This window comes from Pseudomaricurvus alkylphenolicus (assembly GCF_011683955.1).
GTDB lineage: Bacteria > Pseudomonadota > Gammaproteobacteria > Pseudomonadales > Cellvibrionaceae > Pseudomaricurvus > Pseudomaricurvus alkylphenolicus.
In genome coordinates this window covers 184,879-198,500 of sequence record NZ_JAAQPI010000006.1, presented here as the reverse complement: position 1 = coordinate 198,500, position 13,622 = coordinate 184,879, and the positions used below count along the sequence as shown (strand labels likewise).

At 54.8% G+C, this 13,622-nt stretch carries 10 protein-coding genes; 8 read left to right on the top strand and 2 right to left on the bottom strand.

Going from position 1 to position 13,622, the window contains the following annotated elements; genetic code table 11:
- Positions 1–172: 172 nt before the first annotated feature.
- A complete protein-coding gene (locus HBA55_RS16880; RefSeq protein WP_166993817.1) occupies positions 173–385 on the top strand; it encodes a cold shock domain-containing protein in 213 nt (70 codons plus the stop codon).
- A gap of 289 nt (positions 386–674) precedes the next feature.
- Here HBA55_RS16880 and HBA55_RS16875 read toward each other — a convergent pair whose 3' ends face one another.
- Positions 675–1,850 (bottom strand): CsiV family protein, encoded by a 1,176-nt coding sequence (locus HBA55_RS16875; RefSeq protein WP_166993815.1) that lies wholly within the window; start codon positions 1,848–1,850, stop codon positions 675–677.
- A gap of 65 nt (positions 1,851–1,915) precedes the next feature.
- On the bottom strand, positions 1,916–5,398 hold the full coding sequence (gene mfd, locus HBA55_RS16870) for a transcription-repair coupling factor (RefSeq protein WP_166993813.1): 3,483 nt from the start codon (positions 5,396–5,398) through the stop codon (positions 1,916–1,918).
- A gap of 356 nt (positions 5,399–5,754) precedes the next feature.
- On the opposite strand from mfd, the gene HBA55_RS16865 reads away from it, so the two are divergent.
- From HBA55_RS16865 to nqrF, 7 genes are all read left to right on the top strand, one after another.
- Positions 5,755–7,206 (top strand): glyceraldehyde-3-phosphate dehydrogenase, encoded by a 1,452-nt coding sequence (locus HBA55_RS16865; RefSeq protein ID WP_166993811.1) that lies wholly within the window; start codon positions 5,755–5,757, stop codon positions 7,204–7,206.
- A 602-nt stretch (positions 7,207–7,808) separates the two neighbouring features.
- Entirely contained in the window at positions 7,809–9,152 is a 1,344-nt protein-coding gene (locus HBA55_RS16860; RefSeq protein WP_166993809.1) for a Na(+)-translocating NADH-quinone reductase subunit A, read from the top strand.
- Positions 9,153–9,155: 3 nt separating this feature from the next.
- Positions 9,156–10,349: an NADH:ubiquinone reductase (Na(+)-transporting) subunit B gene (locus tag HBA55_RS16855; protein ID WP_166993807.1), complete on the top strand. Its 1,194-nt coding sequence runs from the start codon at positions 9,156–9,158 to the stop codon at positions 10,347–10,349.
- Complete coding sequence (locus HBA55_RS16850; RefSeq protein ID WP_166993805.1) at positions 10,342–11,106, top strand: Na(+)-translocating NADH-quinone reductase subunit C; 765 nt, start codon at positions 10,342–10,344, stop codon at positions 11,104–11,106. Before HBA55_RS16855 ends, HBA55_RS16850 begins: the two co-directional genes overlap by 8 nt.
- Positions 11,107–11,108: 2 nt before the next feature.
- Entirely contained in the window at positions 11,109–11,762 is a 654-nt protein-coding gene (locus tag HBA55_RS16845; protein ID WP_166993803.1) for an NADH:ubiquinone reductase (Na(+)-transporting) subunit D, read from the top strand.
- A gap of 3 nt (positions 11,763–11,765) precedes the next feature.
- A complete protein-coding gene (nqrE, locus tag HBA55_RS16840) occupies positions 11,766–12,374 on the top strand; it encodes an NADH:ubiquinone reductase (Na(+)-transporting) subunit E (RefSeq protein WP_166993801.1) in 609 nt (202 codons plus the stop codon).
- Between the two features lie 20 nt (positions 12,375–12,394).
- Positions 12,395–13,618 (top strand): NADH:ubiquinone reductase (Na(+)-transporting) subunit F, encoded by a 1,224-nt coding sequence (gene nqrF / locus HBA55_RS16835; protein ID WP_166993799.1) that lies wholly within the window; start codon positions 12,395–12,397, stop codon positions 13,616–13,618.
- Positions 13,619–13,622 lie beyond the last annotated feature (4 nt).

The following is a 13,622-nucleotide window of genomic DNA, read 5'->3' as shown; positions in this document are numbered from 1 at the left end:
AATGATATCGAGCTGGATATCGAATTGACTGTTATCTGGTTGATAGCGTGTTCGGGGTAAGTGGGGGGCAGGAGTGAATCGTGCGTATGATGTTCGCACGAATAATGTGCGAAGGGTATCGCTCTTAGGGTAAACAACAATATTCATATTATAATAAACGAGGTAATTCAGTATGGCAGCTCGCGAAGTTGGCACGGTCAAGTGGTTTAACAATGCTCGTGGCTATGGTTTTATCACTCGAGGCGAAAACAGCGATGACGTGTTTGTTCACTATCGCAATATTCAAGGCGAGGGGTATCGATCCCTGGCGGAAGGTCAGTCCGTAGAATTTGACATTCTTGAGGGTGATAAAGGTCTGCAGGCCGAAAACGTGAGCGCCGTCTAGAAAACTGAAACTGTACCAAACCAGATCCAGACACCAATAACAAGACATCAACAAAAAGCCGGCTCAAATTGCCGGCTTTTTATTTACAAGGATGTAATGTACACCCGAATACGAGTGCAAGTGTCGCGGGAGGCATGGATGCCGGGAGCGACGATTTACAAGGATGTAATGTACACCCGAATACGAGTGCAAGTGTCGCGGGAGGCATGTACACCCGAATGCGAGTGCCATTGTTGGTCGCGATCATGTGTTCGGGCCGCTATGTTCTTCAGATTACTGTGTTTTAATCCTAAAGAGCCTCTCGCTCGTTTGATTCATCTGTTTGTTCTTCAGGGGCCTCGGGCGGGGGTAGCTCGTAGGGTGTCGTCAGTACCAGAATTCCAAATTTGGGATGATCCAGGTAGTGCATCTCTGTACTGCGCATACGCCGTTTCTGCTTCATGATCGAGATTTCACCGGGCACGAAGGGTCTGGTGAGAATCTGGTCGTACTCGTCGCTGATTGCCGGTGTATTGTCCCAGGGAGAATGGGGTGGCTTGGTGCCATTCTCGCTCCAGTGAAGAGAGTCAGTGAATTCCCCGAGCAAGTCCTCATCGGCGGGATCGGGAAGTAAATTCGGCGCAACAGGCAGCTCAGGCCAGTCACCCTGTTCCTGGCCGAAGTTGTGGTTGAACCGGGTAAACCAGAGATTGGTCTTCAGGTGCAGGTAGCGGGAGACGCTCAAGGATACAGTGCCTTCCACCTCCCGGTGTCGACCAAACGGGTTGCCGGCGGCAATCAGTATTTCCGGCGCCAAGGATTGTTCGACCACCGGCTGTCGCCAGGCTTGATGAAACAGCAGACGGTAGTCCCGGGAACGGCGAATGGCCGAAGCCTGACGATTGAGCTGTCGAGATGCCCTGGGCAGCCAAAAGTAGGGTTCGCGTTCCAGGTCAACCGTCAGCGGCAATTGAGGGGGCAATATGGGCTCCGATTCCTCGGGTTCCACCTGCATCGGCTCTGTGACTGCGCTGTTTTCCTGCGCCTCCAAGGGGGCGGAGGCGGTCGGGTCGGTCTCAGCGTTTGCGCTCATCTCCGGTTGTGATGCTTTGGAATGATCGGGAAAGGTTTCCGGGCTAACTGTACCGTCCCGGTATCGCTGCGGCTCCAGGATGTGTGCTTGCAGCTGTTCCGCTTCAAGCCGTGCCTGCTCCTCAGCGGCTTTTTCCGCTTCCGCCAACTCCTGAGCCAGTTTGTCGGCGGCCTCCTGCATGGCTTTTTCCACTTCAACAGGGTCTTGCAACTGCACCCAATTGGGAGGATAAGCCAGCTCAAGATTCTCCCGCCAGACTTCCTGGTGTGGTGTTTCCGGATGCGCGAAGATGATGATTTCCACCTCGTACCAGCGCGGCTCCTGTGCCATGGCCACCGCCGATAGCGCAGAGAGAAGTGCAGACAACCCTGTGCGGCGAAGGCGAGATGACATGGTTAATGTCCAGTCCATATTGCTGCGAGCCATATTACTCCGGGAAACGATCAGTAAGGGCGGTTTCAGGCGGCATTGCCGCCAAGTTGTTGCAACAGATCATCCACCCGCTTGATGCGTGTATCGCTATTATCCATATCAAGGGTGAATTTTAAATGGCTGCCACCTTCCAGGCGGTATTTCTGCGGTTGGTTTTGCACCATTTTTACAATGGTTAACGGGTCCACCTCCGTGACTTTTCCGAATTCGATGCGTCCTCCGGTGGGGCTGGCTTCCAGTTTGCGGATGCCCAGCGTCTGGGCGCGCAGTTTGAGGCTGCTGATCTTAAACAGGTTCTTGCAGGCATCCGGCAGAAGTCCGAAGCGATCAATCATTTCCACCTGCAGTTCGCGCAGGGCATCGTCGTCAGCGGCGCCGGAAATGCGCTTATACATCATCAGGCGCGAGTGCACATCGGGCAGATAATCGTCCGGAATCAGAGCGGGCAGTCGCAGATTGATATCGATACCCGTATCCAGTGCCTCTTCAATGTTCTCGGTTTTACCATCCTTGATGGCCTTCACGGCGCGATCGAGCATATCCATGTAAAGGGTGAAACCAACGCTTGCCATTTGTCCGCTCTGTTCATCCCCCAGCAATTCTCCGGCGCCGCGAATCTCCAGGTCGTGGGTGGCGAGGGTAAAACCGGCACCGAGATCAGTGGTTTGGGCAATGGCTTCCAGGCGTTTCTGAGCATCAGCGGTCATGGCCTTGGGGTGGGGCGTCAACAAATAAGCGTAGGCCTGGTGATGGGAGCGACCCACGCGGCCACGCAATTGATGGAGCTGTGCCAGCCCAAATTTGTCGGCACGATCGATAATGATGGTGTTGGCATTGGGGACATCGATACCGGTTTCAATAATAGTCGTACACACCAACACATTAAAACGTTTATGGTAGAAATCACTCATCACCTGTTCAAGCTGGCGTTCACGCATCTGGCCATGGCCAATCGCAATTCGCGCCTCTGGAACCAGTTCCTGTAGTTCTCTTGCGGTTTTTTCAATGGTCTTTACTTCGTTGTGCAGATAATACACCTGCCCACCACGGAGAATTTCCCGCAATACTGCCTCTTTGGTCATGGCCGGATCATTCTGGCGAACAAAGGTTTTAACGGAGAGTCGCTTCGCGGGTGGCGTGGCAATAATCGACAAGTCGCGAATGCCGGACATGGCCATATTCAGGGTACGTGGTATGGGCGTCGCCGTGAGAGTCAGAATGTCGACTTCCGAGCGCAAAGATTTCAGTTTTTCTTTTTGACGCACACCAAAGCGATGCTCTTCATCGATGATCAACAGTCCAAGGTTCTTGTAGTCGAGGTCCGACTGCAGCAGCTTGTGGGTACCGATAACAATGTCGATTTTTCCCTCGGCCAGTTTGCCCTGAACACCTTCCACTTCTTTGCCCGAGCGGAAGCGCGACATCACATCCACCTGAATGGGCCAGTCGGCAAATCGGTCGCGGAAATTCTCGAAGTGCTGCTGCGCCAACAGGGTTGTGGGCACCAACATAGCGACCTGCTTGCCGGAATGAGTGGCGATAAACGCTGCTCTCATGGCGACTTCTGTTTTGCCGAAGCCAACGTCGCCGCACACCAGCCGATCCATCGGCTGCTTGGAAATCATATCGTTCCACACCGCTTCGATGGCATTTTCCTGGTCAGCGGTTTCTTCAAACGGAAAACCCGCCGCAAAGCGTTCGTAGGCTTCTTTGGGGTCTTCGAAGGCAAAGCCTTGGCGAGCAGCACGGCGAGCGTAAATATCGAGTAATTCTGCCGCGGCGTCACGCACCTGCTCAGCGGCTTTTTTCTTGGCCTTGCTCCATTGTTCGCTGCCCAGTTTGTGCAGCGGCGCCATTTGATCGTCCGCCCCGGAATAGCGACTGATCAGATCAAGGCTGGCAACCGGCACATAGAGTTTGGCTTTGTTGGCGTACTCCAGCGTTAAAAACTCATTGGTCTGGCCGTCGACCGCTATGGTTTCCATGCCCAGGTAACGGCCGACGCCATGGTCAATGTGAACCACCGGTGCACCGATGCGCAGTTCCGTCAGATTGCGAATGGCCAACTCTCCGGCATCTTGCTGTTGGCGACGGCGTCGTCGCTGCTGCACCCGCTCACCCAGCAATTGAGTTTCCGTGATCAAGGTGATATTGGGCTCTTCTAGGCTCAGACCTCGATCAATGGGCGCAATAGTAATGGCAATGGGTTCGTCGCTATCGACAAAATCCTGCCATTGATCCAACTGCGCGGGCTGCACATCAATTCTGTTCAGCAATTCCAGCAGGCCCTCACGGCGACCGGCGGACTCCGCGCAAAACAGCACCCTCTGGCTGGTGCTCAACAGATAGTTTTCCAGCTCCGCCAGTGGCGTGTCGGAGCGGGAATTGACGCTGATATTCGGCAAAGGGCGGCAGTTAAAGTTGCGACGCCCTGCGCCCGGATCCAATATGGCATTGTCCAGCGTGTTGCGCGGGTAGGTGTTGAGATACCCAAATAGTTCGCCTGCGGACAAAAACATCTCTGCGGGTTTGAGGATCGGGCGTTGAAGATCTCCGCAGCGGCTTTCATAGCGCTCAGTCAGGTCGCGCCAGAACTGCTCAGTGGATTCGTCGATGCGCTCCAGCAAAAATACCTGGCTGCTTTGAGGCAGGTAATCAAACAGCGTGCTGCACACCTCAAAGAACAGCGGCAGGTAATACTCGATTCCGGCCGGACTGATCCCGGAACTGATGTCCTGATAAACCGGGCAAGCCTTGTGGTCGACATCAAAGCGTTGATGCCAGCGATTGCGAAAGCGGGCGATGCCGGCTTTGTCGAGCGGGTATTCTTTTGCCGGTAACAACTCGATGGCATCGACCTGATTGACAGAGCGCTGACTTTCCGGATCGAACGTACGCAGGGTTTCCACTTCGTCATCAAACAGATCGATGCGGAATGGGGTTTCACTGCCCATGGGATAGATGTCGATCAGGGAGCCACGAATAGCGAATTCACCGTGTTCGTACACGGTTTCCACACAGTGGTAGCCGGCGTTTTCCAGCTGCAGGCGCATATGTTCAATGACAAATTTCTGTCCGGGTTTGAGCACTAAGCTGTTGCCGGCCAGAAACGATGCCGGAGCCAGCCGGTGCATCAATGTGCTTACCGGAACCACCAGAATACCGGTTTCGGTGCGCGGTAATTGATACAGCGTCAGCAGGCGTTCGGAAATAATGTCCTGGTGCGGGGAAAAGCTGTCGTAGGGGAGGGTCTCCCAGTCTGGCAGATGCAGGATAGGTAATGGGTCATCCGCATGATTAAAGAAACGCAGTTCGGATTCAAGCAGTCGGGCCGATTCTGTATCGGGCGCAATAACCAGTGTCAGGCTGTCGTGTTGCCGTGCCGCGGAGTGAATGGCGAGTGCTTTGGCGCTGCCAGGTAAGTTGCCCCACTGCTGTTTATTGCCCGATTTGGTGTTAAGGGCAGGGTTAAGAGGGGTGGCACTGGTGGCGGTGTTGCTTATGGTCATTCGATTGGCTCGACAGAAAGGTCCCGATTTAAGGGCTCGATAGTAACTCGATAATAAAATGCCGGGGTATTGTAGCCGGGATTGTCCGGATTTGCTTTAAAGAGCTGATTTTGCAGTGGCTATTTCGGCCCATCAGTTGGCGGAAATACACGGTTTTTGTTCATTATTTTGTAACTGAATTAAATTGCTGGGACAAAACCTCCCAAAGGACTTGTAATTCACTTAGATTTCGCTTAGTTGCTTGCGCCGGCCATTTGGAATCACGATAATAGCGCTCCTCCTGATGGAGGCATGGTGTTGAAATTACTGTGTTTTTAGCGCCAAACCACGACCAACTATTTTGAAGGTGACAACTCGTGAACCGACCCAAGCCAGACGATTTTTTCAAGGACTGGAAAGAGCGTGAAGCCCTCGCTGAGGCGATGATCCCTCTCATTGGTAAGCTGAACCGTGAGCGCAACGTCAAGCTGTATATGTATGGCCGCTCCCTCGTCAACCTCTCTGTGATCGAGCTGATGAAGGCGCATCGTCGCGTACGTCAGGTGGAAGAGAACGAACTGTCCGAGTTTGAAACCTATCCGCTGCTGGAAGAGCTGTCCAAGCTGGATCTGGGACCTGCCCATATTGATCTGGGCAAGATCGCCGTTAAATTCATGAAAAGCGGCAACGGTGCCAGCGTCAGTGAATTTATCCAGGCTGAAGTAGGCGACGCCGTCGGCAGCGCCAGCAAGCCTCTGCCTGAGCCTCAGGATGTCGTTTTGTACGGTTTTGGCCGTATCGGCCGCCTGGTCGCCCGCCTGCTGGTGGAAAAAGCCGGCAGCGGTGATGTGCTGCGCCTGCGCGCCATTGTTGTGCGCAAGGGCAAAGCTGCGGATGATCTGGTGAAGCGCGCCAGCCTGCTACGTCGTGACTCCGTACATGGCTCTTTCAAGGGCACTATCCGAGTCGACGAAGAGACCAATACCCTGGTGCTGAACGGCAACGAAGTTCGCGTGATCTACGCCAATTCTCCCGCTGAAGTTGACTATACCGAATACGGCATCAACAACGCGATCATCGTCGACAATACCGGTGTGTGGCGCGATGAAGCCGGCCTTGGTCAGCACCTGGAATGCCCTGGCGCCTCCAAGGTAATCCTGACGGCGCCCGGTAAGGGCGACATCAAGAATATCGTTTACGGCATCAACAATGGTGATATTACCGCTGAGGACAATATCCTCTCCGCAGCATCCTGTACCACCAATGCTATTACGCCTGTTCTCAAGGCGATGATGGACGAGTACGGCGTCAACCACGGTCACGTGGAGACGGTGCATGCGTACACCAACGACCAAAATCTCATCGACAACTACCACAAAGGTGAGCGTCGGGGTCGCAGTGCGCCACTGAACATGGTGATCACCGAAACCGGTGCAGCCAAGGCGGTTGCCAAGGCTCTGCCTGAGCTGAAGGGTAAGCTGACCGGCAACGCCATTCGCGTACCCACCCCTAACGTCTCTATGGCCATTTTGAACCTGCAGCTGGGTCGCGAGACGACGGCAGAGGAACTCAATACCTACATGCGTGAGACTGCCCTGTACTCCAAGCTGCAGCAGCAGATCGACTACACCAACTCTCCGGAAGTGGTGTCCAGCGACTTTGTCGGCTCCCGTCACGCCTGTGTATTTGACTCCCGCGCCACCATCGTCGAGGGTAGCAGCGCCGTTCTTTACTGCTGGTATGACAACGAATACGGCTACAGCTGTCAGGTGGTTCGCTGCCTCGAAGACATGTGCGGTGTTTCCTACGATATCTACCCCAAGGGTTGATTTCAGTAGCTATATAAAAGGAAGCAGTAGCTGCGGTTGCTGCTTCCCTTTCCCCTCCACCCTGATCAGCCTCCTTAATCAATTCTGACTGCTAAATCGTCCAAAATTCCCTTCCAGGCCTAACATCTTGAGAAATCAGGCTTTTTCCGACAGAAAAAGCGCTGAAAACACACTTTATCACTGGCAAGTGACGCCACTGATCTTTATAATTGCGCCCGTTTATTTTGGGGAACCTGCAAACAGACTAGGGTTATTGCTCCAGCGCTCCTGAGATGGCGTTTAGATCGTCACAGGGCTTTGCAGCAGAGAGAACAAAACGGCGATAAAGCAGCATTAAAAGCTGTATTGATGACAAGTGAGCGACAGCGTCCCAAAGCCGTATCCCGACAGGAAACTCCAAACAGCCGAGTGCAAGTTGACTGCGATCGACTACACTTGAATCGCCGAATTTGAATCCTATTTGCCCGTTCTGAGTGCAAATTGATCGGCTTCTCAAGGTGTGTCGTTAATAAATCGCGGTGTCCAGCGGCTGGAGAAGAATATTTTGGCGTTGCACTCGCAGCGCCGACACAACTTTCAAACGAGTGATTAGGCAGAGACGTATGATTAATATCCGTCGGGGATTGGATCTACCCATATCCGGGGCTCCCGAGCAGGCCATTGTCGATGGCCCGCGGATTCGCTCTGTCGCCGTAATTGGTGCTGATTACCACGGTATGAAGCCTACCATGGCCGTTCAGGTCGGCGACAAAGTGAAGCTAGGGCAGCTACTATTTACCGATAAGAAGACTGAGGGGGTGCGCTACACGGCGCCTGCCGCCGGTACCGTGGCCGCGATCAATCGCGGTGCTCAGCGTGTACTGCAGTCTGTCGTTATCGATGTCGAGGGTGATGAAGCCGAGAGCTTCGCCCAGTACAGCGTGGACCAATTGGCCTCGTTGTCTGAGGAGCAGGTGAAAGAGAATCTGGTGAATTCCGGACTCTGGACCGCCTTGCGCACCCGTCCGTACAGCAAGGTGCCGGCTCCGGCCACCACGCCCAACTCCATCTTTGTGACCGCCACGGATACCAATCCGCTGGCGGCCAATCCGGAGTTGATCATCCGCGAAAACCGCGATGATTTCGTCAACGGCCTGACTGTGCTGAGCAAGCTGACCGCCGGTCAGGTATACGTGTGCAAAGCCGAAGGCGCCGACGTCTTCACTGGCAATAACAGCCGCGTTTCCTCACACGAGTTCGGTGGTCTGCACCCAGCCGGCAACGCCGGTACCCACATCCACCACCTCGATCCTGTCAGCGTCAGCAAGACGGTCTGGACTATCGGCTATCAGGATGTGATCGCCTTTGGCCAGCTGTTCACCACGGGTGTATTGCCTACTGAGCGCATTATCGCCCTGGGCGGCCCTCAGGTTGAGTTGCCCCGTCTGGTTCGTACCCGAGTCGGTGCCAGCATCGATGAGCTTACCGCGGGTCAGCTGAAATCCGGCGACAACCGCGTGGTTTCCGGTTCTGTGTTTGGTGGCCGTACCGCTTCCGGCGCTTTTGCGTTCGTGGGTCGTTATCACCAGCAGATCTGCGCGTTGGAAGAGGGGCGCGACCGTCCGTTCCTGCATTACCTGCGCGCCGGTTTTGACAACTTCTCCGCGCTGAGCATCTACGTGTCGAGCCTTTTCTCCGGCAAGAAGTTTGATATGACTACCTCCACCAATGGCTCAGAGCGTGCCATGGTGCCCATCGGCGCCTACGAACGCATTATGCCGCTCGACATCCTGCCAACCCAGCTGCTCCGCTCCCTGATTGTGGGCGACACTGATATGGCCCAGAAACTGGGATGCCTCGAACTGGACGAAGAGGATCTGGCCCTTTGTACTTTTGTTTGCCCCGGCAAATACGAGTACGGCCCCATCCTTCGCAATAACCTGACCCGTATTGAGAAGGAGGGTTAAGGCATGGGTTTACGCACAATTCTAGACAATATGGAGCCGCACTTTCACAAGGGTGGTAAATACGAGAAGTGGTACGCACTCTACGAAGCCGTGGATACCGGTCTGTTCCGTCCCAACGATGTGACCAAGACCAGCTCCCACGTTCGTGACGGTATCGACCTCAAGCGCATTATGATCACCGTCTGGGTCTGTACTTTCCCGGCGATGTTCTTCGGTATGTACAACGTCGGCTGGCAGGCCAACACCGCCATGGCGGATCTGGGCCTGACCGAGATTGGCAACTGGCGCGATGTATTTATCGCCTCATTTGACGCCAACAGCTGGTTCGACAATATCCTGCACGGCGCCCTTTACTTTCTGCCCATCTACGCGGTGACCTTTATCGTCGGTGGTTTCTGGGAAGTGCTGTTCGCTGCCAAGCGTGGTCACGAAGTCAACGAAGGTTTCTTCGTAACCTCGGTGCTGTTTGCCCTGATTTGCCCGCCCGATGTGCCCCTGTGGCAGGCGGCCCTGGGTATCAGTTTTGGTGTGGTTATCGCCAAGGAAGTCTTCGGCGGAACCGGTAAAAACTTCCTTAACCCGGCACTGGCGGGTCGCGCCTTCCTGTTCTTCGCCTATCCGGCGGAAATGTCCGGCGACGCGGTGTGGACAGCCGTGGACGGTTTCACCGGCGCAACTGCGCTGTCTGTGGCTGCCGCAGACGGTATGCAAGCCCTTGAGGGCCAACTGACCTGGATGGACGCGTTCTTCGGCCATATGCAGGGTTCGATTGGTGAGACCTCCACCCTGGCCATCCTGCTCGGTGGTGTGGTGCTGGTGGCGATGAAAATCGCATCGCTGCGCATCATTCTCGGCGTTATGTTAGGTATGTTCCTGACCTCAAGCCTGTTCAACCTCGTTGGTGACCCGTCCTCCAACCCGATGATGGCAATGCCCTGGCATTGGCACCTGGTGATTGGTGGCTTTGCCTTCGGCATGATCTTTATGGCCACCGACCCGGTATCGGCTTCCATGACCAACGCTGGCAAGTGGTGGTTTGGCGCCCTGATCGGATTTATGGTGGTTGTGATTCGCGTGGCTAACCCGGCCTTCCCGGAAGGTATGATGTTGGCAATTCTGTTTGCCAACCTGTTTGCCCCGCTCATCGACCACTTTGTGGTTCAGTCGAACATTAAGCGGAGGTTGGCACGTGTCTAACGATACTATTGGAAAAACTATCGGCGTCGCGCTGGCGCTGTGTATCGTCTGCTCCGTGGTGGTCTCCACCGCAGCAGTGATGCTCAAGCCCGCGCAGATCGCTAACAAGTCACTGGACTTCAAGCGCAATATCCTGCTGGCCGCAGGCCTGCTGGAAGACGGCAAGAGTGTTGAAGAACAGTTCAAGCAGATCACCACCAAACTGGTTGACCTGGATACCGGTAAATTCACCGAGGTGGAAGAGGGCACTGACAAGTACGATCAGCGCAAGGCTTCCAAGGATCCGGCCCGCTCCAAGGAGCTGTCCGGTGACGAGGATATCGCCAAGATTTCCAGCCGCGCTGATGTTGCCAAGGTCTACCTGGTGGAGGGTGCCAATGGTGTTGAAACCGTGATCCTGCCCATTAAGGGCTACGGTCTCTGGTCCACGCTCTACGGCTTCCTGGCTTTGGGGTCTGATTTCAATACTGTGGTTGGTATGGGCTTCTACGAGCACGCCGAAACGCCGGGCCTCGGCGGAGAGGTGGATAATCCCAACTGGAAAGGACTGTTCCCGGGCAAGAAAGCCTACAAGGCTGACGGCACCGTGGGCCTGACCGTCAAAAAGGGACCGGCCACTGTGGGTTCTGAACACGAGGTCGATGGCTTGTCGGGCGCTACGCTCACTGGTAAGGGCGTCGATAACCTGATCAAGTTCTGGTTGGGCGAGCAAGGCTTCGCCGGCTTCCTGACCAATCTGAAGAATGGGGAGGCTTAATCATGAAAGTGAAAGAGCTACTGCTAAAGCCAATTCTTGAAAACAACCCCATCGCCCTGCAGATTCTCGGTATCTGTTCGGCGCTGGCGGTCACCAGCTCCTTGAAGGTGACCCTGGTGATGTGTGTTGCACTGACCGTGGTGTGCGCCTTCTCCAACCTGTTTGTGTCTCTGGTGCGTAACCACGCCCCGGGCAACATCCGCATCATCATCCAGATGACCATTATTGCCTCACTGGTAATCGTGGTGGATCAGGTACTGAAGGCGGTGGCTTACGATGTCAGTAAGCAACTGTCGGTATTTGTGGGTCTGATCATTACCAACTGTATCGTGATGGGTCGCGCGGAAGCCTTCGCCATGAAAAACCCACCACTGCCAAGCTTCTTGGACGGCATCGGTAACGGTTTTGGCTACAGTGCGCTGCTGATTGCCCTGGGTACGATTCGTGAGCTGTTCGGTTCCGGCAAGTTGCTGGGTTATGAGATTCTGCCGCTGGCCACTGAAGGCGGCTGGTACGTCTCCAACGGCATGCTGTTGTTGCCACCCAGTGCGTTCTTCCTGATTGGTCTGATCATTTGGGGCATTCGTGCCTACAAGCCTGATCAGGTAGAAGAGGAAGAGTTCAAGATCTGTCCCAACACCATTAAGGAGGCTTAAGCGATGGAACATTATCTTAGCCTGTTTGTGCGGGCGATTTTTATCGAAAACATGGCCCTGAGCTTTTTCCTGGGAATGTGTACCTTCCTGGCGATCTCCAAGAAGGTGGACGCGGCCCTGGGTCTGGGTATTGCCGTTGTGGTGGTACTGGGTATTACCGTACCGGTGAACAACCTGCTGTACACCTACCTGCTGGCTGACGGCGCCCTGGCCTGGGCCGGGTTCCCGGAAGTGGACCTGAGCTTCCTCGGCCTGATTACCTACATTGGTGTGATCGCGGCACTGGTACAGATCCTGGAAATGGTTCTGGATAAGTACGTACCTGCGCTGTACAACGCCCTGGGTGTTTTCCTGCCACTGATTACCGTGAACTGTGCCATCATGGGTGCCTCACTGTTTATGGTAGAGCGTGACTACGATCTGGCGGAATCCGCCGTGTTCGGCATCGGCTCCGGTGTTGGCTGGGCTCTGGCGATTACCGCTCTGGCCGGTATCCGCGAAAAGATGAAGTACAGCGATGTACCCGACGGTCTGCGTGGCCTGGGTATCACCTTTATCACCGTGGGTCTGATGTCTCTTGGCTTTATGTCCTTCGGCGGCATTGACCTGTAATCAGCGAGGTATTACGAAGTATGGATATTACAATCGTATTAGGTGTCGTGATGTTCACCGGCATCGTGCTTGCGCTGGTGGCGGTTATCCTCAGTGCGCGTGCGAAGCTGGTTAACAGCGGCGACGTCAACATCGAAATCAACGGTGAGAAAACCCTCACTGTTCCTGCGGGCGGCAAGTTGCTGCAAACCCTGGCCGAAGGCGGTCTGTTCCTGCCTTCCGCCTGTGGCGGTGGCGGCAGCTGCGCCCAGTGTAAGTGTGTGGTTAACAGTGGCGGCGGCTCCATGCTGCCTACCGAAGAATCCCACTTCACCAAGCGCGATGCAGCCGAAGGCTGGCGCTTGTCTTGTCAGGTGCCTGTTAAGCAGGACATGAAAATTCACGTTGAAGAAGACGTGTTTGGTGTCAAGCAGTGGGAGTGTACTGTTGAGTCCAACCCCAATGTGGCCACCTTTATTAAGGAGCTGACGCTGAAGCTGCCTGAAGGCGAGAACGTTGACTTCCGCGCCGGTGGTTACGTTCAGCTGGAAGCGCCCGCTCACCACGTCAAGTACGCCGACTTTGATATCGAAGAAGAGTACCGCGGTGACTGGGAGCGCTTTGGCTTCTTTAACATCGAGTCCAAAGTGGATGAGCCGGTGATCCGCGCTTACTCCATGGCCAATTACCCCGAAGAGAAGGGTATCGTGAAGTTCAACATTCGTGTTGCCACTCCACCTCCCGGCTCCCAGGGTATTCCCGCCGGACAGATGTCTTCTTATGTGTTCAGCCTCAAGCCTGGCGACAAAGTGACCGTATACGGTCCGTTCGGTGAGTTCTTTGCCAAGGATACCGACGCTGAGATGGTTTTTGTGGGCGGTGGTGCTGGCATGGCGCCAATGCGTTCTCACATCTTCGACCAGCTCAAGCGTCTGAAGTCCAGCCGCAAGATGTCTTACTGGTATGGTGCTCGATCTCTGCGCGAGATGTTCTACCAGGACGAGTACGATATGCTGGCCAATGAGAACAGCAACTTCGAGTGGCACGTGGCCCTGTCCGATCCTCAGCCTGAAGACAACTGGGACGGCCTCACCGGTTTTATCCACAATGTTCTGTATGAAGAGTACCTGAAGGACCATCCGGCCCCTGAAGACTGTGAATACTACATGTGTGGGCCCCCAATGATGACCGCAGCTGTGATCAAAATGCTCAAGGATCTGGGCGTTGAAGACGAAAACATCTTGCTGGATGATTTCGGCGGCTAAGCGG